The 22,206-nt window shown below is 34.7% G+C and carries 21 protein-coding genes and 1 riboswitch; all 21 genes read left to right on the top strand.

The annotated features are described in order from the left end of the window. Positions 1-56: 56 nt before the first annotated feature. Positions 57-1,574 (top strand): cobyric acid synthase, encoded by a 1,518-nt coding sequence (locus D7D81_RS15655; RefSeq protein ID WP_125990981.1) that lies wholly within the window; start codon positions 57-59, stop codon positions 1,572-1,574. 34 nt (positions 1,575-1,608) lie between these two features. Further along, on the top strand, positions 1,609-2,535 hold the full coding sequence (gene cbiB / locus D7D81_RS15650) for an adenosylcobinamide-phosphate synthase CbiB (protein ID WP_286169802.1): 927 nt from the start codon (positions 1,609-1,611) through the stop codon (positions 2,533-2,535). Between the two features lie 395 nt (positions 2,536-2,930). Further along, on the top strand, positions 2,931-3,812 hold the full coding sequence (locus tag D7D81_RS15645; protein ID WP_125990980.1) for a GHMP family kinase ATP-binding protein: 882 nt from the start codon (positions 2,931-2,933) through the stop codon (positions 3,810-3,812). A gap of 6 nt (positions 3,813-3,818) precedes the next feature. Continuing rightward, the gene (gene cobD, locus D7D81_RS15640; RefSeq protein WP_125990979.1) at positions 3,819-4,922 is read left to right on the top strand and encodes a threonine-phosphate decarboxylase CobD; all 1,104 of its coding nucleotides are present in this window, start codon (positions 3,819-3,821) and stop codon (positions 4,920-4,922) included. Between the two features lie 179 nt (positions 4,923-5,101). Beyond that, positions 5,102-5,704, top strand: a complete 603-nt coding sequence (locus D7D81_RS15635; RefSeq protein ID WP_125990978.1) for a GNAT family N-acetyltransferase — start codon at positions 5,102-5,104, stop codon at positions 5,702-5,704. Between the two features lie 175 nt (positions 5,705-5,879). Further along, positions 5,880-6,060, top strand: a riboswitch (cobalamin riboswitch). A 101-nt stretch (positions 6,061-6,161) separates the two neighbouring features. Beyond that, positions 6,162-6,677 carry an ECF transporter S component gene (locus tag D7D81_RS15630; protein ID WP_125990977.1) on the top strand — a complete coding sequence of 172 codons (516 nt, stop codon included), beginning with the start codon at positions 6,162-6,164 and terminating at the stop codon, positions 6,675-6,677. Beyond that, positions 6,664-7,428: an AIR synthase related protein gene (locus D7D81_RS15625; RefSeq protein WP_230867177.1), complete on the top strand. Its 765-nt coding sequence runs from the start codon at positions 6,664-6,666 to the stop codon at positions 7,426-7,428. Before D7D81_RS15630 ends, D7D81_RS15625 begins: the two co-directional genes overlap by 14 nt. Positions 7,429-7,456: 28 nt before the next feature. Then, complete coding sequence (cobU, locus tag D7D81_RS15620) at positions 7,457-8,041, top strand: bifunctional adenosylcobinamide kinase/adenosylcobinamide-phosphate guanylyltransferase (RefSeq protein ID WP_286169800.1); 585 nt, start codon at positions 7,457-7,459, stop codon at positions 8,039-8,041. Beyond that, positions 8,038-8,805, top strand: coding sequence for an adenosylcobinamide-GDP ribazoletransferase (gene cobS / locus D7D81_RS15615; protein WP_125990975.1), 768 nt, complete (start codon positions 8,038-8,040; stop codon positions 8,803-8,805). Before cobU ends, cobS begins: the two co-directional genes overlap by 4 nt. Positions 8,806-8,820: 15 nt before the next feature. Then, positions 8,821-9,432, top strand: a complete 612-nt coding sequence (gene cobC, locus D7D81_RS15610) for an alpha-ribazole phosphatase (protein WP_125990974.1) — start codon at positions 8,821-8,823, stop codon at positions 9,430-9,432. A 462-nt stretch (positions 9,433-9,894) separates the two neighbouring features. Continuing rightward, the gene (locus D7D81_RS15605; protein ID WP_286170410.1) at positions 9,895-11,964 is read left to right on the top strand and encodes a hydantoinase/oxoprolinase family protein; all 2,070 of its coding nucleotides are present in this window, start codon (positions 9,895-9,897) and stop codon (positions 11,962-11,964) included. After that, positions 11,948-13,627, top strand: coding sequence for a hydantoinase B/oxoprolinase family protein (locus D7D81_RS15600; RefSeq protein WP_125990972.1), 1,680 nt, complete (start codon positions 11,948-11,950; stop codon positions 13,625-13,627). Before D7D81_RS15605 ends, D7D81_RS15600 begins: the two co-directional genes overlap by 17 nt. A gap of 26 nt (positions 13,628-13,653) precedes the next feature. Further along, positions 13,654-14,673, top strand: a complete 1,020-nt coding sequence (locus D7D81_RS15595; RefSeq protein WP_164522292.1) for an SIS domain-containing protein — start codon at positions 13,654-13,656, stop codon at positions 14,671-14,673. 219 nt (positions 14,674-14,892) lie between these two features. After that, a complete protein-coding gene (locus D7D81_RS15590; protein WP_125990970.1) occupies positions 14,893-15,606 on the top strand; it encodes a GntR family transcriptional regulator in 714 nt (237 codons plus the stop codon). 117 nt (positions 15,607-15,723) lie between these two features. Continuing rightward, positions 15,724-16,470, top strand: coding sequence for a PfkB family carbohydrate kinase (locus D7D81_RS15585; RefSeq protein ID WP_164522291.1), 747 nt, complete (start codon positions 15,724-15,726; stop codon positions 16,468-16,470). A 93-nt stretch (positions 16,471-16,563) separates the two neighbouring features. Beyond that, on the top strand, positions 16,564-17,595 hold the full coding sequence (locus D7D81_RS15580) for a TRAP transporter substrate-binding protein (protein WP_125990968.1): 1,032 nt from the start codon (positions 16,564-16,566) through the stop codon (positions 17,593-17,595). Between the two features lie 71 nt (positions 17,596-17,666). Beyond that, positions 17,667-18,164, top strand: a complete 498-nt coding sequence (locus D7D81_RS15575; protein WP_125990967.1) for a TRAP transporter small permease — start codon at positions 17,667-17,669, stop codon at positions 18,162-18,164. A 39-nt stretch (positions 18,165-18,203) separates the two neighbouring features. Then, positions 18,204-19,487: a TRAP transporter large permease gene (locus D7D81_RS15570; RefSeq protein ID WP_125990966.1), complete on the top strand. Its 1,284-nt coding sequence runs from the start codon at positions 18,204-18,206 to the stop codon at positions 19,485-19,487. A gap of 15 nt (positions 19,488-19,502) precedes the next feature. After that, a complete protein-coding gene (locus D7D81_RS15565; protein ID WP_125990965.1) occupies positions 19,503-20,327 on the top strand; it encodes a TIM barrel protein in 825 nt (274 codons plus the stop codon). Between the two features lie 45 nt (positions 20,328-20,372). Further along, positions 20,373-20,807, top strand: coding sequence for a methylaspartate mutase subunit S (gene glmS, locus D7D81_RS15560; RefSeq protein ID WP_125990964.1), 435 nt, complete (start codon positions 20,373-20,375; stop codon positions 20,805-20,807). After that, positions 20,804-22,195, top strand: a complete 1,392-nt coding sequence (gene glmL / locus D7D81_RS15555; RefSeq protein ID WP_125990963.1) for a methylaspartate mutase accessory protein GlmL — start codon at positions 20,804-20,806, stop codon at positions 22,193-22,195. The genes glmS and glmL overlap by 4 nt, the downstream gene beginning before the upstream one ends. Positions 22,196-22,206 lie beyond the last annotated feature (11 nt).

Raw genomic sequence — 22,206 nt, 5'->3', positions numbered from 1 at the left:
ATATACTGATACTTTTGGAACAGAATCTTATAATTTATTAGATGAGGGTGTAAGATATGGCTGCTAAATCTATTATGATACAGGGAACAGGTTCTGATGTGGGCAAAAGTGTCATTACAGCAGGTCTCTGTCGTTTGCTGGTTCGTGATGGTTACCAGGTGGCACCTTTCAAATCACAGAATATGGCTTTAAATTCTTTTATTACCAGGGATGGTGGTGAAATTGGCAGGGCCCAGGCTGTACAGGCTGAGGCAGCCAGGGTAGTAGCAACTGTTGATATGAATCCAGTCTTATTAAAGCCCAATCAGGATGATAATTCCCAGCTCATTATTCATGGCCAGGCAGTAAAGAATATAAAGGCTAAAGAGTATTTTGCAGACCAGGGAAAATCCTTAGAGGCTATTGAGGAGTCCCTGCAAAGGCTGGCCGGAAAGTGGGAAATTATTGTTATGGAAGGGGCAGGGAGTCCTGCTGAAATTAATCTGCGGGAATATGACCTGGTTAATATGAAAATAGCTGAAATGATAGATGCCCCGGTAATCCTGGTAGCTGATATTGATAAAGGAGGGGTTTTTGCCTCTATTGTAGGTACCCTGGAATTACTTACTCAGGAGGAGAGAGAGCGGGTAAAGGGGATTATAATTAATAAATTTCGCGGGGACCAGGCCCGTTTTGAAGGAGGGATAGACTTTATTGAAAAATATACCGGCAAACCAGTCCTGGGTGTTATCCCTTATTTGAAAGATATTAAGATACCTGAAGAAGACAGTCTTGCTCAGGATGTCCAGGGTGATACTGATTACCAGCTTGATATTGTAATTCTATATCTACCCCACATTTCTAATTTTACTGATTTTGACCTGCTGGCTGCTGAACCTGAAACCAGGGTAAGGTATTTACGGGAGCTAACTGAGATAGGTGAACCAGACTTAATTATTATCCCCGGCAGTAAGAATACTATAGAGGATTTACAATATCTCTACAGTCAGGGTTATATTGAAGTCATCAGGCAAAAGTACAGACAGGGGATACCGGTGCTTGGTATTTGTGGTGGTTATCAGATGCTTGGGAGAAGGGTTATTGACCCTTCACATGTTGAATCCAGTGAAGAAGTTGTTGCTGGACTAGGCCTTCTGGAAATGGAAACAGTTTATGCTGGGGAAAAGATAAGCAGACAGGTTAAAGCCAGTATAAATACTGATATTTCTTTTTTTAAAGATTTACAGGGTGAGGTACTAACAGGCTATGAGATCCATCATGGGAGGAGTCGTATTGATAGTGATCAAAATCAGTTGCTGAAGATTATGCTCTGGGGAGATAAGGGAGAGAGTTTCGATGATGGTTTGATAAGTGATGATGGTCTGGTCTGGGGTACTTATCTCCATGGGATATTTGACAATGACCGATTTAGGAGGTCTTTTATCAATCACATAAGGGAGAAAAAGGGTTTACACCCTTTAAGCAGGCAGCATATGTCTTCCCGGCGTCTGCGGGAAGATGCCTATGATAGATTTGCTGACCTGTTGGAAAAAAATATAGCAAGAGCAAAACTGGACAGGGTAATTTTTGGGTGAGGTGATAATCATAGATTATTTCTTGTTTTTAATAATGGCTATTATAATTGATTTAATTATAGGAGACCCCTTATGGATAACTCACCCTGTTGTATATATAGGCAGATTAATATCCTTACTGGAAAGAATTTTTAGGATTCTGGCCAAAAGTCCTGGAGCACAAAGGATTGCCGGTATCTTAGAGGTGTTAATAGTAATTGTTTTTACATATTTGGGGACTTATTTTATAATTGAATTTTTTTATGGCCTTCATTATATTGCCAGCATTATTCTTAGTATCTACTTATTACAGTCAACAATTGCTATTAAGGGACTAGTACAGGCTGGCAATCAGATTTATGGGCTCCTTGAACAGGATAAGCTTAGTTTGGCGAGAGAGGCCGTCAATAAGATTGTTGGAAGGGATTGTGACAGTTTAAAGGAAGAAGGGGTAGTCAGGGCGGCTATTGAGACCCTGGCTGAAAACACTTCAGATGGTATCCTGGCCCCTATCTTTTTTTACTTATTGGGGGGGGTCCCTCTGGCTATGACTTATAAAGCGGTTAATACACTTGATTCTATGCTGGGTTATAAAAATGATAGGTACAGGTATTATGGGTGGGCAGCTGCTAGACTGGATGATCTAGTCAACCTGATTCCGGCCAGGATTACTGGTATTTGTCTTTGTCTGGCTGCAGGTCTTACAGGTCAAAACTTAATGCGTTCTTGTCAGATTATGTTTAGGGATGCGGCTAAACACCCCAGTCCTAATGCGGGTTATCCTGAAGGGGCAGTTGCTGGTGCTTTGGGGATAAGGCTTGGCGGAATAAATTATTACCACGGTCAGGCCAGTTTCAGGGCCTATTTAGGTGATAAACTGAGGGAGTTTAAGCGGCAGGATATAAAGACTGTTAATAGGATGATCTATGTAAGTATAATAATTTTTTTGTTGATAGTAATGGTTGTTATTGTTTTTGTTTAATAAAATTACGTGATTTGCACAATAGGTTGTTGTGGATAACTTTAAAGACCGACAGATATATTTGTTTCCCTATGTCGTGCACCACGGGCACTCCGTATTTAAACAGAGCGTACAAGAAAATTGAGGTTGCACCGGCCCGGCACTCCCGTTGTAATACATTATGGTTGCGCTGCGGTGTCCTACCTCCGCTTACTGTCAAGAAATTTTCCTTCGGCGTCCTGCCTGCGGATAATTTCTAGAGTCGTACAACAAATATATCTGTCTGGATTATTAAAATTAGTTAACTTCTTTAATAAGAAATATTTTTAAGTAAAAAATAGTTGTTAATTAATCTGGATGGCCGATAGGCCACTTTATTCAGAATAATAATTACAGGAGAGGCTGGGGGATTGGTGATGAGTAGACAGGCTACAATCAGGGTGCCGGGTAGTTGTGGTGAACTGGTACAGGGGAGTATTGCAGGTCAGGATTTTCTGGTCTCCTGCCCTATCAATCTCTATAGCCAGGTAACAGTAGAATTAAGTTCTTTATATCAAGGAATTAAAGTAAATAGATATGCCCCCAGGCTTGTTGAGGCTGTGCAAAAGACACTAATTTATTTGAAACAGGATGGTCTTGGGGCCAGGGTGAAGATAGAGTCCGACTTACTGGTAGGTAAGGGAATGGCCAGTAGTACAGCAGATATTACGGCCGCAACGGCCGGAGTTATGCTGGCCCTGGATTATCCAATTGATAATCAACTGATTAAAGAAATTGCCCTGGGGATTGAACCGACTGACAGCATTTTTCTGCCGGGGCTGCAGCTTTTTGATCATCGTGAAGGCAAACTAGCCAGATACCTGGGGGAAGCACCATTGCTAGATATTTTAATATTTACAGAAATGGGGAAAGTGGATTCTACTATTTTTAATCAGAGAGAAGACCTTGGTTTTTTAAATTATTCAAAAGAAGGATTGGTAAGACAGGCTTTGAATCTAATTGAAAAAGGGATTAAAAAAAATAAACCTGAACTTATTGGAGAGGGAGCAAGCCTAAGCAGTAAGGCCCATCAGGATATATTATACAAAAAAGGTCTGGAGCAACTTTTAGGGCTTATAAGAGGAGAGAATGGGATTTATGGTGTAAATATTGCTCATAGTGGTACTTTAATGGGGGTTTTAGTTAACAAACAATACCCTGAAGAAAAATTAATCTCTATAATATCCCGGGAGATACCGTACCTAAAGTACATCAGGAGGGCAGCAATAATTTCCGGGGGAATAGAAGGGAGTAGATAAAATAGTATGGAACACTATCATGGAGGAAATATAGCAGCAGCAGTTAAAAAATATGGTTTAAATAAAGACTCTATTATTGATTTTAGTGCTAATATAAATTTTCTGGGGTTGCCAGAGATAGTTGTTGAGGGTATCAGGGATAACCTTCATCGGTTAGTACACTATCCAGAACCAGCTGCAGTTAGTTTTAAGGAGATTGTTGCAGCTAAGATAGGGGTAGATTATAATAATGTGATTGCTGGTAATGGGGCTGTTGATCTTATTTATCAGTTTGTTAAAGTAATAAAACCAGCTACTGCTCTGGTAGTAGAACCAACTTTTTCTGAATATGAACTGGCTGTCAAGAGTATTGGTGGTAAAGTAAAACACTTTAACCTGTCCAGAGATAATTCTTTTATACCGGAAGTTTCCAGGGTTAAAGAAGAGATAAATGGGGTTGAACTTTTGTTTCTCTGTAATCCTAATAACCCTTCAGGTCAACTATTGGCAAGGCATAAAATAATTGATTTACTGGATTATGCTGTTAAACAGGGCGTTTTCCTTTTCATTGATGAAGCCTTTATCAATTTTATTGACCAACCTGCTGATTATACAGTTGTGAAACTGGTTAAGGACTATGAGAGGCTCTTTGTGTTGCGTTCATTAACTAAATTGTATGCTATACCTGGTTTGAGATTGGGTTATGGGATAGGAAATGAGAAGGTAATCAAAGAGATGGAAATGGCCCGTGACCCCTGGTCAGTTAATTATCTGGCCCAGTTAGCTGGGGAACTTATTTTTGAGGATGAGGACTATTATAATTTAAGCAGGAAGAAGATGGCTATAGAAAGGGATTACCTCTATCAAGGTTTATGTAAGATAAGAGACTTTATAGTCTATCAACCGACTGCAAATTTTATATTTATTGATCTTTCAAAGGGGAAATATAATGCAGATCAATTAACCGATTTGCTGGCTGAGGAGGGTATTCTTATTAGGAATTGTAAGAGTTATCGAGGGTTAGGAAAGGATTTTATTAGAGTAGCAGTTAAGAGTCGACAGGATAATAAAATTCTTTTGAAGAAACTGAAGAAACTATATTCTGGGAAGTATGGAATCTGGGTTTCTTAATTTTGTTTAGTGTTATTTTTACTTTTTCTAGACATAATTTATTATTAGTAGGAAAAAAGAGATTTATGGAGAATGTTTATAGAATAGACTGAGAAAAATTTATGCATAATTGACAGCCTTGAGCAACATTGAGAATAATAGCTTTTTTCTGAAAAAAATTAGTAACGGGGTGCATAGTAATGAATCTTGATAAACTGTATAAATTAAGTAAGAAAGACCTTGATAAGAGTGCCCAAGTGTTAGCAAAGGCTTTTTATGACTACCCTATGTTTAAATGTATTTTAGGGGAAAAACATAATATGGAAAATATAGAGATTTTTCTTAGGTTTCTTATTAAATACGCAGTACTCTATGGAAAGGCATATGGTTCTTCCTCCGAAATTGAAGGGATACTATTATTTTCTAGTTTTAAAGATTATCATTTTAATCTTTTTCGTTCTTTAAGGTCTGGGGCTTTGTCACTTGTTAAATTAGGGTCAGATGCCGGGAAAAAGCTTAATGAATTTAATAATTTTTCTTTGAAAATACACCAGGAAAAGGTTATAGGTCCTCATCAATACGTAATATTACTTGGGGTTGACCCTGAGAAACAGGGACAGGGTTTTGGAAGTAAACTGATGTATCCAATGTTAAAAACAGCTGAAAAAAAGGGTCAGCCCTGTTACCTGGAAACACATAGTTTTAAAAATGTAAAGATTTATGAGGGATTTGGTTTTGAGCTTATTTCTGAAGATTTGGTGCCTGGTATTAATATCCCACATTGGTCGATGTTGAAAAAATAGAATATCATGAAAAAAGCTAATTGACAGGTCAGGTTATAATTGTTATTATATAGACAATTGAATAGATAAAATCAACCTGTAAATATTCTGAATAGATTTGTTTAATCTATTTGTTCAGAAATCAATTATTATTTTTCGTATATGATAAGGGTGTAACTTCTTCTCGAGATGAGAAGGGGTTTTTAACGTATTAGGTGCTGTTTGGTTACAGCGTAACAAGGAAGTTCGGTGAAAATCCGGCACAGCCCCCGCTACTGTGAGGCAGATGAAACCTAATTATGGCCACTGGAAAACTGGAAAGGCCAGGGAGTAAAATGAAGCCGAGTCAGGAGACTTACCTAATACTAGAATCTTCGGAGGGAAGTGGTCTTATGAGAATAGTTTTTGACTCTTCATAAATTACCTCTTTGCTGGTAGATGCTATTAAAGATTATAATAAAATCAAGGAGGAGTACATATGAGTCAAAATAATATAAAAAGGATTGTTTTACTGGCATTGATGATAGCCTTAAGTGCAGCAGGGGCTTATATAATTATCCCTAGCCCAATTGGTACTGTTGCTTTTGATTCAGCACCAGGCTATCTGGCATCAATGATATTTGGTGGGGGTAGTGGTAGTATAGTTTTATTTCTGGGGCATCTGCTTTCTGCGATGAAGAGTGGATTCCCTCTGGGAATGCTCCACTTGGGGATTGCTGTTTTAATGGGTGTTTGCGGTTTGGTTTTTGCATATCTATATAATAAGGCTAATTCTTTACTGGCTGCTGTGGTAGCAATTATTTTAAATGGTATAGTACTTGATGCAGTATTGATACCTTTTTTGGGGTATCATTTTTTCTTATCAATGTTCATTCCGTTATTACTGGGTTCGGCTGTTAATGTAGTTCTGGCAGTAGTGATTCATAAAATATTGGGAGAAAGGATTAATTTAAAGAAACTAAGAAATCAAGGCAGCTATCATGAAAAAAATTAAGGCATTTCAAAAAATGGAACGGGATATAAATCTAATAGAACTGGATAAAGATAATTTTTTAGTGATTGCCTGTGATTCTGCTGGTGGTATTGGGCCTAAAAAACATGATCGGATAAAGGTTCCTGCTGAACTTATCGGTGCCTTTACAGCCCGGGTTGCTTTAATGGAGGTTATAAGTGTTGCTGCAGAGCCACTTAGTATTGTAGATGCCCTGGCAGTAGAATATAATCCTACTGGTGAAGAAATATTAAATGGTATCAAAGGAGAGCTTAAGAGGATAGGCCTGGACAGCCAGATAGCAGTTAATGGGAGTACAGAAGAGAATATTGAAACCTCTCAAACTGGTATTGGTGTTACTGTACTGGGAAGGGTTAATAGGGATAAAATAAAAATAGCTGCTGGACAGCCTGGTGATATATTAATAGCTGTTGGTTTACCAATGGTTGGGGAAGAGGTGCTGGCTAATCAGGAAAAAGTTGCAGATCTCCCAGTTTTGCAGCAACTACTTGGGTTTAGAGGTGTTCATGAAATAATCCCTGTTGGTTCAAAGGGATTGGCCTATGAGGCAGGTATCCTGGCCAGGTCAGTAGGGTTGAGACTCAAGTTGAGAGATGATAGTGAGCTAGATTTACAGAAATCTGCCGGCCCGGCTACTTCTTTACTGACTGCCGTAGAAAAGGATTTATTTGCCCCCTTAAAGGCAGCAATAGCTAAGCCTCTGACAATTATTGGGGAGCTAGCAGAGTTTTAAGCAGTACATAGGAAAAGGAGGGGTAGGAGTGATTACTTTAGTACTGGGTGGGGCAAGGAGTGGGAAGAGTACTTTTGCTGAAAAAATAGCCTACCAAAAGGGTCGTGACATGGTAAGTTATCTGGCGACAGCAGAGGCGGTTGACCAGGAAATGTCTAAAAGGATCAAGAAACATCAGGAATCAAGACCAAAAACCTGGCAGACAATTGAAGAAGCCTATAAACTCCAGGATGTTTTTTTATCATTTCCACCTGGTCAAGTTGTTCTCCTTGACTGTTTAACAATATATATTTCTAATATTTTATTAAAGGGAAATGATAATCCCTCCTGTCATGAAGAAGCTATTATTGTGGAAGAGTTGGAGGGGGTTATTAATATTACCCGGGAAAAGAATATTGACCTGATAATTGTTAGTAACGAACTTGGTTCTGGTGTAGTACCAGTTTCAAAGTTAGGTAGGGAATTTCGTGATATAGCAGGGAGGATTAATCAATTAATAGCCAGCGAGGCCGATGAAGTATATCTCTGTATAGCAGGTTTACCAGTTGAAATAAAGGAAATTGGCATGAGAAATTTAAATAAATTTAAAATACAGGGAGATGAACTTATATGACAGCCTTTTTTTTTGCTTTGAGTTTTCTTACCAGGCTGCCCATAATAATAAAGATTGAATACAATGATAGACTACCGTCCAGGGCAATGAATTTTTACCCTATGGTGGGAGCTATTATTGGTTTGATATTAATTTTACTGGATTACCTTTTTTCCCTAAGTCTACCTTTCAGCATACGAAACATTTTACTTTTAGTTTTTTTAATCTATTTAACTGGTGGACTGCATCTGGATGGTTTTATTGATACAATTGATGGTATTTTTAGCTGTCGGGAGAAAGAAAAAATACTAAATATTATGCATGATAGTCTAATTGGTTCTTTTGGGGCAGTAGCAATAATCCTACTTTTAATACTTAAATATAACTTATTTATGGAATTAACTGATGATTTCAGGACACCCATATTTCTTTTAATGCCTGCTATCAGCCGGTTTATGGCTGTGGTGGCTGCCTATAATTATCCCCTGGCTGTTTCCAGTAAATTTGCTAAGGAAATTAAGTCTTATTTAACATATAAAGAGGCCATTACTGCAGGGATATATTTATTAATTTATTTTATAGTTATTTTATATGTTTTTTCTTTCCCTATTTATATAACAATAATAATCTTTGTTTTTACTTATCTAGTAATAAGTATTTTTCTTAATTATGTTGTAAAGTTAATTGATGGGTTAACTGGTGATGTCTATGGGGCAGTTATAGAGATTAGTGAGATATTGGTTTTACTTTCTTTTCTAGCTGCAAATCGCTTAATAGTCATCTAAAACGAGGGGGGCTTTATGGGAAAGAAATTATTTCTAATCAGACATGGTCAGACTGACTGGAATTTTGCCCATAAATATCAGGGGCAGTGTGATATTCCCTTAAATAAAACAGGAATTTCCCAGGCTTTAAGTGTTGCAAGTCAATTAGCAGATGAGAATATTGATGGGATTTTTTCCAGTGATTTACAAAGAGCAGCTGTTACTGCGGAAAAAATTGCTCAATATCATCAGGATATAGAACTGAAGACCATGCCTGCCTTGCGGGAGATAGATTTTGGTCAATGGGAGGGTTTGAAATACCAGGAGATTGAAAAGGAATATCCCATTCATTTAAAAAAATGGCTTGAAAATCCTGTGGAAATTACCCCACCTGGGGGAGAAAGCCTGCTGGAACTCCAGACCAGGGTAATATCCCAGGTGGAGGAGATTTGTCAGGAGAATCAGGGAAATAATCTTGTGCTGGTAACCCATGGGGGTGTTATCCGCGCCTTATTGACATACATTTTACATATGTCAGTAGATTATTACTGGAAGATTGAGGTAGTTCACTGTGCAATTACTATTGTAAAGTACTATGATGGTGAATTTATTTTATCTTCTTTAAATTGTTGTAGTGGTAAATTATGAGTTTTCTAGAGGAAATTTATTATTAAATATAATTTAGAAAAATAATTAATAGATAAGTAAACTCCTTATTTTTAGGTCATGATATTTCATTTCTAACCTAAAAATAAGGAGTTTTTATTATATTAGGGTTTTTCATAATTAATTATTACACTAAGTCAGCACTTTAGTTCTTATACATTAAGCTTGATATCTAAAAATTAGCATTAGATAATAACCATTCATTTATATTAATTTTTAAAAAATTATAATTTTTTTTTAAAAAAAAAAGAGGATTTTTATGATTAGCACCGAATAAATATTATAGAACAATATATAACATTATATAACGTATTAAATAATTTTAATTTTTTAAATGATAAAAAAGGGGGTGAAAATGAAATAATATAAATTATATTAATACTGAAAAACTTTAATGTTTTTGTTTTATGTTAATTAATTAAGGAGGTAATGAAGTTGAAGTATATGATAGGGGTTGATGTTGGAGGAACTTTTACAGACATTTCCTTATTAAATGTTGAAAAAAAAGAGCTTAATATCTTAAAAGTTCGTTCAACAGTAGATGATCCTTCTTTAGCTATAGTAGAAGGAATAGATGAAATATTAAAAACAAATAATGTTGATTATAGTCAAGTAACCTATCTCGCCCATGGTACAACTGTAGCAACCAATACGTTAATAGAAAGAACTGGAGCAAAAACAGCTTTAATAACTACAAAAGGATTTAAGGATCTTTTAGAAATTGGAGATCAAACAAGGCCAGGTTTATATAATTATTTTATACAGAAACCTGAAATGCTTATACCAAGTGGTTGGAATCACGAAGTTAGTGAAAGACTTCTTTATAATGGGGACATATATAGTCCTTTAGAAGAAAAAGAGGTAGGAAATATAGTAAAAGTACTAAAAGAGAAAGGGGCTGAATCTGTTGCAGTTTGTACTCTTTTCTCTTATCTCAATCCTATTCATGAGAAAAAAATTGTAGAAATAATAAAGGAATTATATCCAGATATATATGTTTCAGCATCACATAATTTAGTCCCTGAGTTTCGGGAATACCCACGAATGAGCACAACAGTACTTAATGCATATTTAGGGCCAATTATGAAATCTTATGTTAATAATTTTAATAATTCTATAAAAGATATGGGAATTAAAGTAGAACCATATGTCACACAATCGAATGGGAGTATTATTTCGATTTCGGAAACCATTGATAGTCCTATACGTACCGCTGTATCAGGTCCTAGTGCTGGAGTTATAGCTGCAAACCATGTTGCTCAATTATGTGGTGTAAAAAATATTATTACATTTGATATGGGTGGAACAAGTGCAGATGTTAGTCTAATAGAAAATGGTGAGTTTGTTTTATCGACAGATAGAAAGATAAATGGATTTCCTGTAAAAACACCAATGATTGATATTGATACAATTGGTGCTGGTGGAGGAAGTATTGCCTGGTTAGATGGAGGTGGAGCACTTAAAGTTGGTCCCCAAAGTGCAGGTGCAAAACCAGGGCCAGCTGCTTATAATAAAGGTGGAGAAAAGCCTACTGTCACAGATGCAAATGTAGTATTAGGCCGACTTAATCCTGAGTATATACTTGGGGGTAGAATGGAGATTAGGGCTGATCTGGCAGAAAAATCTATTAAAGAGCATTTGTCATCTTTAACTGATATGAATTCAGTTGAGGCAGCAGCTGGTATTATTGCTGTTGTGAATTCTAATATGGTACGTGCAATTAGGGTTATTTCAGTAGAGCGTGGTTATGACCCTCGTGAATTTGCCCTTGTTTCTTTTGGAGGTGCTGGTTCTCTGCATGCCTGTGCAGTAGCTAAAGAATTGGGAATTAAAGAAATAATAATACCTTTTTCACCAGGAATTTTCTGTTCTATTGGTTTACTGGTAGCTGATATAAAATATGATTATGTAAAATCTAAAATCATGTTGGCAGAAAAAAATAATATTAAAGAAATAAATGAAATATTTAGTAAGATGATTTCTCAAGGAAAGAAAATGTTAGATAAAGAAGGGATCTTTGAAGAAAACCGGGAGTATATTCTTACTATTGATGCAAGATATAAGAGGCAAAATTATGAACTTCAACTTACTATTCCAGAGAAAAAATTAGACGAAGAAATCCTCAATGATATTAAGGGTCAATTTCATAAAGAGCATATGAAAAATTATGGATATTTTGATGAAAATCAGCCGCTTGAATTGATAAATTATAGAGTAAATGCTATTGGAAAAACTCCCAAACCAGATATGCCCAAATATCCTATAAAAGATTCTCTTAATCCACCAATTCCTAATGCTAATAGGCAGGTTTATTTTGATGAAAATAAAGGGTTTGTAGAGTGCCCGATTTATACAAGAGATGATCTTGATGCTGGTCATGAAATATTTGGGCCTGCGGTAGTTGAACAAATGGATACAACAATTCTAATCAACCCAGGCTGGAATGCTAATGTTGATGAGTATTTAAATATTAAGTTAAACTATGGGGGTGTAGAAAATGAGCAAGAAAAATAATGCAGACCCAGTAACAATAGAAATCATTGGTAATTTACTTCTTTCAGTAGCAGAAGAAATGGGGGCAGCTCTTATCAGGAGTGCCTACTCAAGTAACATTAAAGAGAGGAAGGACTGCTCTACAGCGATTTTTGATGCAGGGGGAAATATGGTTGCTCAAGCTGAACATATACCCATGCATTTAGGTTCAATGCTTACAATAATCGAAGAAATATATAAAAAATACCCCAGGAATGAACTGGAAGCTGGAGATATGTTTATAGCAAATGACCCTTATACTGGTGGAGGAACTCATCTGCCTGATATTACTGTAGCTGCTCCAGTATTTTCAAAAAATAAGTTAATTGCTTGGGTTGCCAATATTGCTCATCATTCAGATGTAGGCGGGAAAGTGCCTGGCAGTACTTCAGGAGACGCAGTAAGTATCTTTCAGGAGGGTATTAGGATATTACCTGTTAGGTTTTGTAAAAAAGGTAAGATAATTAAAGAAATACGAGATATGATTCTAATTAATTGTCGTACACCAGAAGAAAGAACAGGTGATTTGCAGGCACAGGTTGCTGCAAATAAAGTAGGTGTTAGTAGAATTTTAGATGTATATAAAAAATATGGAGAAGATTTTAAGATATATACAAAAGAATTATTAGATTATACTGAAAAACGTTTAAAAACGGCTATTAATAAAGTGCCAGATGGGATATATAGTTTTAAAGACTACATGGATAATGATGGTATAAATTACGAACCGATTCCTATAGAGGTGGAGATTACTGTAAAACAAGATCATATTACTTTTGATTTCTCTAAATCCAGCCAACAGGTAGATGGTCCTATAAATGTAACGATGAATGGTCTTTTGGCAACAGTGTTTTACTCATTAAAAGCCCTCATAGACCCCGATATACCATCTAATTCGGGTATTTATAGAGTGTTTGATGTTATTGTTCCAGATGGATTAATAATAAATTCAGTATCTCCAGCACCTGTGGGGGAACGGATAGATACCTGTATGAGGGTGGTAGATGTTATTTTAGGAGCTATGGCAGATGCTATTCCTCAAAGGGTTATAGCTGCATGTAATAGTGCTTGTACAACTGCAACTTTTTCCGGTATAGACCCTAGGACAAATGAATTTTTTGTTTATTTAGAGACTATAGGAGGTGGACTAGGGGCAAGTAGTAGTTTAGATGGTATGAATGGAGTTCAGGTTCATCTGACAAACACTTCTAATTTACCCATAGAAGCACTAGAGATAGAATATCCTTTAATGGTTGAGAAGTATTCCTTAAGAAAAGATTCTGGTGGTGCTGGAGAATATCGAGGGGGTCTTGGTATTAGAAGAGACATAAAAACATTGGCAGATAATATAACTTTTTCTGCCCTAGCAGATAGACAGGAAATTGCCCCCTGGGGATTAAAGGGAGGCCATTCTGGTAAAAGTGGTGCATATTATCATATTTATGCAGATAAGAAAGTGAAATTAGGTTCTAAAACTTCGGATGAAAAACTTAACAAAGGTGATGTTATTAGTGTTCAAACCCCTGGCTCTGGAGGATATGGGGATCCTAAAGATAGAAAGAAAGAAAAAGTAATCAAGGATTATATTGAAGATAAAATCTCACCAGAAAACGCAAAAAAGTATTATAATTTGGAATTAAACTAAAACATATAGTTGAGGAGATGATTAATATGCGGAATTTGGATATTAACTATAAAAAAAATCTCAAAATGGTATTAAAGGGTTATCAGGAAATAGTTCAAAAAATAAAAAAGGTGGTTTCAAGGGATTTCAAAAATATAAATTTAGTTGGTTGTGGGGCTAATTATTCCCAAATGCTAACAATAAAATATATTTTTGCTGGTTTAATTAAAAATATTAATTGTAATGTCTATCAAGCAGGGGAATATGACCGTAAAATTCCCATAACGATAGATGAAAATAGTCTAGTAATCGGGATGTCTCATTCAGGTAATACTGCTGAAGTATATAATTCATTAAAAAAATCAAAAGATCAAAAAGCAAAATTATTGGCTATTTCCAGTAATGAAGAGTCTAAAATAGCTCAGATTGCTGACTTACATTTTCAATATCCTGATGGCGAGCAGATGTCAGAATTAAAATTACTATTTTTGTCGATTATTACTTTTGCTGTTGCTGAAGTAATGGAAAATCCATTGCCTGAAGAACTGAAGGAAGGATTATTCGAATTACCCGAATTATTAGAAGAAGCACATCAGCTTTATAAAGATGGGGCTCTCAAATTTGCGGAAGATTGTGCAGACAAAGATATGATATATACAATAGGTTCAGGACCAACTATGGGAGCTGCTTTTGCTTTTGGAAACTGTAAATTGATGGAGATGCAATGGAAGGATGCTTCTGTATTAAACGCATGCAATTTTTTTCATGGACCTTTAGAAGTAGTTGATGATAATCATTACTTTCTTCTGTTTGCTGCAGGAGATAAGCAATCAGATTATGTTCGTAGGATTGAAGAATACTTAGAATATAAAAAGGCTAATTATTATTTTGTTGATGCCCTTGATGTGTATTCTGGTAATTCTAGTTTAGTAAAAGAATATTTAACACCTTTTTTACTATGGCCTGCACTAACAATATATGCCTGGGCACTTGAAGAAAAAACTGGTCATAATTTAGATATTAGAAGAAATATGGGTAAAGAAGGAACAGGTTATATCTGGGAATAATATATCAATTGATAGTATAAAAACCTTAATTTGTAACTAATTATCTCCTCCTAATATTTAGTAATAATAAAAAAGTATAAAACGAAAAACAATAAAGACAACATATAACTTAATAGAACAAATAGAGATGAATTATATCGTAAAGAATTGTTATGGATAAAGAGATATGATAATATTAATTAAGTAATTTTCAAATTAAAGTTTAGGAGGAGAATAATTATGTTAAAACAATCAGGTGTAGAACCACTTTATGTGCAATTGAGGGAGATAATTACTACTAAAATTGAGAGGAATGAATTAAAACCTGGAGACCAAATTCCAACTGAAGCCTATTTAACGAAAAAGTATGGAGTAAGTAGAATTACTGTAAGGAAAGCAATACAAGATTTGGTGGATGATGACATATTAATTAGAAAACAGGGGAAAGGGACTTTTGTTGCTGTTCCTAAGATTGAAAGGGAACTGATTACAGTTAATAGTTTTAGTAAGCGGATGAGTGAAAAGGGATTTATTCCAGGGGCCAAGGTATTAAGTAAAGAACTTATGGAGCCAAGCCCTACTATCTGTAAGTTTTTACAGGTTGAGAAAAACGCTGAAGTTATAGCTATTCAGAGGTTAAGGTTTTTAGATAAGGAACCTGTTGCTATTGAAAAATCATATATACCATATGAAAGTTATCCCCTTGTTTTAGAAGCTAATATCAACATAGGCTCACTATATAAATTCTTAGAAGAGGAATACAATGTAAATCCAGGAAAATCGGAAAAAACCCTGGAGATAATAAAGTGTAATGAATTTGAGGCTAAACATTTAAATATTAGTGTAGGTGAACCACTGTTTTTATTAACAGGAGCAATTTATACAGATGATAATCGTTCTATTGAATATGTGAAAACTGTATTTAAGGGAGATCGTTTTAGATTTAAAGTATAAGTATAATGGGGGCAGAGAGTAATAATTATGAGTAATGCTATAAAGGTTGCCGGTGTAGGGGATAATACTGTTGATATTTATATTGACAGTAAAGAAGGTTTTCCGGGAGGAAATTGTGTGAATTTCTCTGTTTTTGCTCAAAGATTAGGGGTCGAAGCTAGTTATATTGGTGCCTTGGGAAAAGATGAAAATGGGAAAATATTAAGTCAAGCATTGCAAAATGAAGGAGTTAATCTTCAAAGAATTAGGTTTAATGAAAAAGAAAACGCTTATACTTTTGTTAGACACGAGAAAAATGATAGGGTTTTTATAAAAAGTGATCCCTCTACTTCTCAAAGCTTAAAGATCGAAAAGGAAGATTTGGATTTTTTGAATGATTATGATTTAATCCATAGCAGTATTTATAGTAAAATAGAAATTTATTTATCTGATTTAAATAATTTAGGATGTAAAATTTCATATGATTTTTCAAATAAGTTTAGTCCACAAATAATAGACGAGGTATTGCCTTGGGTTGATTATGCTTTCTTTTCCTGGTCTGGTAGGGAGGAAAAAGACATAATTAAATTCTTAAGAAAATGGACAAGCTTACATGGAACAGAATTGGTCATTACTAATGGATCAAATGGCTCATATGCTCTAGTAAATGGTGATTTAATACATGTCCCTGCGGAAAAAATTAAACCTCTGGATACTATGGGTGGGGGAGATGCTTATATTAGCAATTATTTGATATGTAGGTTACAAGAAAAACAAATAGAAACATCAATGAAAGAAGCTACCAAATTTGCTGCAGAAAGCTGCCTTCATAAAGGGAGCTTTGGTTATAAACATGTTTATCAGAAAATTCCTGGGTTGAAATAAATAATGGAGAGGGGGTGAAAAGTGGTTAGAAGATTAGATGTTAGATAGGTTTGCTAATAACAAAGAAAATAACTAATAAGGAGGAAATTTACAATGAAAAAAAGTATGATTATTTGTTTAACTGCAATTTTTGTTTTGACATTAGTCATAGGTGTTGTGGTACAAGCTGATGAGAAGCCTATCAGGGTCAGGATGGCCACTTCTTATTATGAAAACCATCATTTTGGCCAAAAGATGAAATGGATAGCTAAAGAACTTGAAGAAAGAAGTAACGGCAGATTTAGGTGTGAATTATTTTTTGATGGTTCGATTGGTGGTGAAAAAGAACTATTAGAGGGTATTTTATTGGGGGATATTGATTTAATGCCAGGAGCAGGTGGTGTATTATATCACTATGTACCAGAACTTAATGTTGGAGAACTACCTGGTTATGGTTGGAAGGATTCAGCTGAGGTAAGGAAAGTTATCAGGGGTTATTTTCCCCAATTTCAAGAGGTTGCGGCAGAAAAGGGTTTTATGCTTGTTGGAGTAGATGCAACAGATTTTACAGGGATTATGTATAAGGAACCATTTGATTCTTTAAGTGACATCAAAAATGAGAAATTTAGAGCTGTTAATAGTGATTATTCAGTAAATCTTACTAAGCTATTTGGAGCCATTCCTGTACCATTAGCTTATTCAGAGGCTTATATAGCATTTCAACAGGGTTTGGTTGAAGGTGCCTTAATTGCTCCCTCTATTGCAGTTCAACCAAATTGGCAGGAAGTTCTTCAAGCCTACTGGGATTTAAAAATAATTCATGCTACTACTTGGACGGTTACAAGTACAAAGTTTTATGAAAGGCTACCTAAAGATTTACAGGAAATTTTTATAGAAACAATTCAAGATGCAGAAATAGTTAATCTGGAAGAAGCTAAAAAAACATATGAACAGGCAAAATCAAAAATGATTGAAGATGGAGTAACATGGTATGATAAAGGTGATATTTCTGTTGATGGTGATATAGATAAGAAACTATTTGGGTTCCGTGATGATTTTATGAAGGAAAAAGGTAAAGATGTATATGATTTTTATACAAAATGGTTAAAATATGTAGAAAAAACTACTGGGAGAAAGCAGTTCTAGTAATTTGTAAAATAAAATTAAGGGTCCGGCTATAAAATCCGGACCTTTAAGAAAAAGGTGGTATTATATTTATGGAAAATAGGATTGAAAAATATTATAGAATTTCCAAATGTCTATTGGAAATAGTTTCTGTAATGTTATTTGTTTGTGTTATTTTTTTTCAATCTCTAAATATTTTTTTTCGCTATACTAATATTGCTGGTTCTATTATTTGGGTGGAAGAACTTACTAGATATTCATTTATATGGATTGCTTTTCTGCTCTGGCCCCTTGCCGATAGAGGTGATGCTCATTTCAGGGTAGATATTTTTCCAAATAAACTAAATGAGAAAAAGAAATTATATTTTGATATTTTTATTGATGTACTTGCCCTGTGTTTTGCTATTATAGTAATATGGGCATCTTTTAAATATATTCCAGTTACCATGCTTTATCGTACAGATTCTATTTCCTGGCTTAAAATGGGTATGGTATATTTGGTAATACCGATAGGCCTTACCTTGCTTTTTGTTGAGAGAATATTAATGATATTTAAAAAAATAAAAAAAGTTTCGGAGAACAGTGATTGATTTTTTAAACATAGTAACTAATTTAAAGGGGGATATAATATGGGAGTAATTCCAATATTATTTGTAATTATGTTGTTTTTAATTTTTATTGGGGTACCAATTGTCTATAGTGTTGGGATTTCAGCAATCTGGATTATTATAAATAATGATTTTGTTAATTTAACTATTTTGCCCAGTAGAATGTTTAAGGGAATAGATTCTGTTACTTTAGCTTCTATCCCATTTTTTCTACTTGCTGCTGAATTGTTATCTAAAGGCAGTATAATAAAAAGAATTATTAATTTTTCTAGTTCTTTAATTGGACACTTAAAAGGAGGGCTTGCCCATGTTAATATTTTAGCCAGCATATTTTTTTCTGGTGTTCAGGGGACTGTTACAGCAGATAGTGCTGCAATAGGAGGACTACTAATACCAGCTATGAAAGAAGATGGGTATGATGATGATTTAAGTGTTGTTGTTACTGCAACATCATCTTGTATTGGACCAATTATTCCTCCTAGTGTATTGATGATTATCTATGCAATTTTGACAGAAACTTCAGTAGCAGATTTATTTATTGGTGGTGCTATCCCGGGAGTTATTTTGGGTGTAGCATTGATGGGTATTACTCATTACTGGGTTATGAAGAGGGGATATCAACCATATCGTCAAAAAAGGGCTTCATTTAAAGAAATTATTACTTCTTTTATACAAAGCTCTCCAGCTATGATAGTACCATTGTTTATTGTTTTAGGTCTGGTTTTTGGGGTAGTAACCCCTACTGAATCAGGTATATTGGCATGTCTGTCCGCCTTAATTATATCTGGTTTGATTTATCGTGAACTTACGATAGTTAAAATTATTGACGCATTAAAGAGTACTCTATATTCCACAACAGTTATCTTGCTTATTATTTCTATTACGACAGTTTTTTCAGAGATTCTTGTTCGTCAATTTTTTGCTCAAAAATTGACTGGCTTTATCTTATCAATTACCAATAATCCAACTGGAATACTTTTCTTAATGGCAGTTATAGTATTTATTTTGGGAATGGCCATAGATACTAATCCATTATTAGTTATGTTAGCCGCTCCTTTATATAAAGTGGGTACATTTGTTGGTATAGATCCGATACAATTAGGTGTAGTACTGGTAATGACTGCACTTATAGGGACTATAAGTCCTCCAGTATCATTGTTAGTATGTATAAATTGTGGTATTGCAAAAATACCAGTATCAAGAACTTATAGAATTATCTGGTCTTATTTATTAGTTATGATGTTAATTGTTTTTTTAGTAATATTATTCCCTTCTATTATTACCTGGTTACCAAGTATTTCATAAAAAAGGAGTATAACAATGCTTAATAAAAATAAAATTGCAGGAATGAATTTTAATTATGCCCATTACCCTTTAAATTATTTTTTGGATTCTATGGTTAAGTTGGAAATTTTTAATATTGAACTATGGGGTGCTTCACCCCATTTATATGTAAATGATTTGTGCTTTGCTGATGTAAAGAGGATAAAAAAAGAAATAGATATAAGAAATTTAAATGTTATATGTTTTACTCCTGAACAGTGTGTGTATCCTATTAATCTATCAGCCAAGGAAGATTTTATAAGGGAAAGAAGTATAAAGTACTTTGAAAAGTCTCTGGAGGTATCTTGTGAATTAGAATCTCCTTTATTATTGATTACTCCAGGGTGGGGCTACCGAAATGAACCAATAAGTGAAGCATGGTTGCGCTGCAAAGAATCTTTGAGTTGTTTAGTAGCTAGGGCCGAAAAAAGAGGTATAAGGCTGGTATTGGAACCACTTACCCCTCAGGAATCTAATTTAATTAATACAGTTTCTCCTTTGAAAAAAATGTTAAGTGAAATTAATTCACCATATCTTAAAGCTATGCTTGATACAATACCAATGGCGCTTACTGGTGAAGATATTGAGGATTATTTAAATGAATTTGGAGAGGATTTAGAACACATGCATTTTATCGATGGTAGTCCTAAAGGGCACTTAGCATGGGGAGATGGTGTTCTTCCTCTGGATAGTTATTTAAAAGTAATAAATGATTATAATTATTCAGGTTACATGACTTTAGAAATTACTGATCGAAGTTATTTTCTGGAGCCAGAGGCAGCAGTTAAAAAAAGCATTGAACAAATAATGGAAAGCTTATAAGATATATATTTTTTAAGTAAGATATGTATAAGGGGGCATAGATTAATGATAAGTAAAAAGGGTACAGTTGTACTCGGGGTTATAGGGGCTGATGTTCACGCTATTGGTAATCAAATATTAGAACATGCTTTAAGGGAAGCTGATTTTAAGGTTATAAATATTGGGGTTATGGCTTCACAAAAAGAATTTGTTCAGGCAGCTATTGAGACAGGAGCAGATGCAATTTGGGTTTCATCCTTATATGGGCATGGGGAAATGGATTGTCGTGGTTTGCGTAATAAATGTTGTGAAGCAGGGATAGGAGATATTCTTATTTATGTAGGTGGGAATTTGGTTATTGGTAAGCAAAATTGGCAAGAAACAGAAAAGTTATTTAAAAATATGGGATTTGATAGAGTTTATCCACCTGGAACACTTCCCGGTGTATCAATAAATGATCTTTTAGAGGATCTGAAATTATCTAAAGGTGATAAAAAATGAGGACAGCTTTGTTAATTGATATAGGTAGTACTTATACCAAAACAACATTACTTGATATTGATAGGGCAAGAGTACTCAATAATAGTCAGGCTTATACAACAGTTGAAACTGATATAAATATTGGTTTAAAAAAGGCTCTGAAAGATATTAATGGCTGGGAAAGGGCTGAATATAAGTTGGCCTGTAGTAGTGCTGCTGGTGGTTTAAAAATAATTGCTATTGGATTGGTACCTGAACTTACAGCTGAAGCAGCTAGACGGGCGGCTTTGGGGGCTGGAAGTAGGGTTTTAAAGACATATAGTTATCAATTAACAGAAAAAGATATAGCTGAGATAATAGAATTAAAGGCAGATATTATTCTGCTAGCAGGTGGTACAGATGGAGGTAATACGGAAGTTATTATAGATAATGCTCAAAAGATTGCAGAAAGTTCTTTATTACAACCTATTATTGTTGCTGGTAACAGGGTCGCAAGTGAAAGGATTAAAAAAATATTTAAGAGAGCTGGCAAAGAATTTTATATAAAAGAAAATGTAATGCCAAACCTAGAGAAATTAAATATTAAACCAACTCAAGAACTAATTAGAAAAATATTTTTAGATAAAATTATATATGCTCATGGTTTAAATAGAGTGAACGAATTTATAGATGGTATTATAATGCCTACACCGGCAGCGGTACTCAAAGCAGCTGAAGTATTAGCTAACGGTTGTAAGGAAGAAGAGGGTTTAGGGGAATTAATGGTAATTGACATTGGAGGAGCTACAACAGATGTTCATTCTGTTGCTAAAGGTAAACCTGAAAAGGCTGGTGTTAGTTGGCGTGGTCTTGAGGAACCATATGCCAAAAGGACAGTTGAAGGTGATTTAGGTATGCGTTATAGTGTTCTTTCTTTAGCAGAGACTATTGGTGAAGAAAAAGTCAGATTAGAACTAAATAAAAAAGGCTATAATATTTCTGCTGATAAATATAAAGAGATGATTAAACATCGTAGAAGTGAAACTGAATTTATACCGAATAATGAAAAAGAAAGGGTATTAGATAATATATTAGGTCGTAATGCTAGTTGTATTGCTGTCAGTAGACATGTAGGGCATTTAAAAACTGTATATACTCCACTAGGTCCTAGTTATATTCAGGAGGGCAAAGATTTGACTAAAATAAAATATCTTATAGGTACTGGGGGGATAATTGTCAAAAATGAAAACCCGGCCTTTATTTTAGAAGGTGCTTTATATTCTAATCAGGATAATTCTGAGTTATTAGCGCCAATGGGTCCTGTTATTTTAAAGGATTCAAAATATCTTATGGCAGCGGCTGGTTTATTAGCAGAATTAGAACCAAAAGTAAGTATAAAAATTATGAAAAATTATCTAGAAAAAATTTAAGTTTGGAGGGG

Origin of the sequence: Halocella sp. SP3-1 (assembly GCF_003953885.1) — a bacterium.
Classification (GTDB): domain Bacteria; phylum Bacillota; class Halanaerobiia; order Halanaerobiales; family DTU029; genus Iocasia; species Iocasia fonsfrigidae.
This window is presented reverse-complemented; position numbering and strand designations above follow the sequence as displayed.

What these genes read in the sequence shown, in the direction of transcription:
- D7D81_RS15605 (WP_286170410.1), top strand. Translation starts at nt 9,895, where the DNA reads ATGATAGGGGTTGATGTTGGAGGAACTTTTACAGACATTTCCTTATTA.
- D7D81_RS15600 (WP_125990972.1), top strand. Translation starts at nt 11,948, where the DNA reads ATGAGCAAGAAAAATAATGCAGACCCAGTAACAATAGAAATCATTGGT.
- D7D81_RS15595 (WP_164522292.1), top strand. Translation starts at nt 13,654, where the DNA reads ATGCGGAATTTGGATATTAACTATAAAAAAAATCTCAAAATGGTATTA.
- D7D81_RS15580 (WP_125990968.1), top strand. Translation starts at nt 16,564, where the DNA reads ATGAAAAAAAGTATGATTATTTGTTTAACTGCAATTTTTGTTTTGACA.
- D7D81_RS15655 (WP_125990981.1), top strand. Translation starts at nt 57, where the DNA reads ATGGCTGCTAAATCTATTATGATACAGGGAACAGGTTCTGATGTGGGC.
- cobC (WP_125990974.1), top strand. Translation starts at nt 8,821, where the DNA reads ATGGGAAAGAAATTATTTCTAATCAGACATGGTCAGACTGACTGGAAT.
- D7D81_RS15630 (WP_125990977.1), top strand. Translation starts at nt 6,162, where the DNA reads ATGAGTCAAAATAATATAAAAAGGATTGTTTTACTGGCATTGATGATA.
- D7D81_RS15635 (WP_125990978.1), top strand. Translation starts at nt 5,102, where the DNA reads ATGAATCTTGATAAACTGTATAAATTAAGTAAGAAAGACCTTGATAAG.
- D7D81_RS15645 (WP_125990980.1), top strand. Translation starts at nt 2,931, where the DNA reads ATGAGTAGACAGGCTACAATCAGGGTGCCGGGTAGTTGTGGTGAACTG.
- glmL (WP_125990963.1), top strand. Translation starts at nt 20,804, where the DNA reads ATGAGGACAGCTTTGTTAATTGATATAGGTAGTACTTATACCAAAACA.
- D7D81_RS15625 (WP_230867177.1), top strand. Translation starts at nt 6,664, where the DNA reads ATGAAAAAAATTAAGGCATTTCAAAAAATGGAACGGGATATAAATCTA.
- D7D81_RS15575 (WP_125990967.1), top strand. Translation starts at nt 17,667, where the DNA reads ATGGAAAATAGGATTGAAAAATATTATAGAATTTCCAAATGTCTATTG.
- D7D81_RS15565 (WP_125990965.1), top strand. Translation starts at nt 19,503, where the DNA reads ATGCTTAATAAAAATAAAATTGCAGGAATGAATTTTAATTATGCCCAT.
- cobS (WP_125990975.1), top strand. Translation starts at nt 8,038, where the DNA reads ATGACAGCCTTTTTTTTTGCTTTGAGTTTTCTTACCAGGCTGCCCATA.
- D7D81_RS15590 (WP_125990970.1), top strand. Translation starts at nt 14,893, where the DNA reads ATGTTAAAACAATCAGGTGTAGAACCACTTTATGTGCAATTGAGGGAG.
- D7D81_RS15570 (WP_125990966.1), top strand. Translation starts at nt 18,204, where the DNA reads ATGGGAGTAATTCCAATATTATTTGTAATTATGTTGTTTTTAATTTTT.
- glmS (WP_125990964.1), top strand. Translation starts at nt 20,373, where the DNA reads ATGATAAGTAAAAAGGGTACAGTTGTACTCGGGGTTATAGGGGCTGAT.
- cobD (WP_125990979.1), top strand. Translation starts at nt 3,819, where the DNA reads ATGGAACACTATCATGGAGGAAATATAGCAGCAGCAGTTAAAAAATAT.
- cbiB (WP_286169802.1), top strand. Translation starts at nt 1,609, where the DNA reads ATGGCTATTATAATTGATTTAATTATAGGAGACCCCTTATGGATAACT.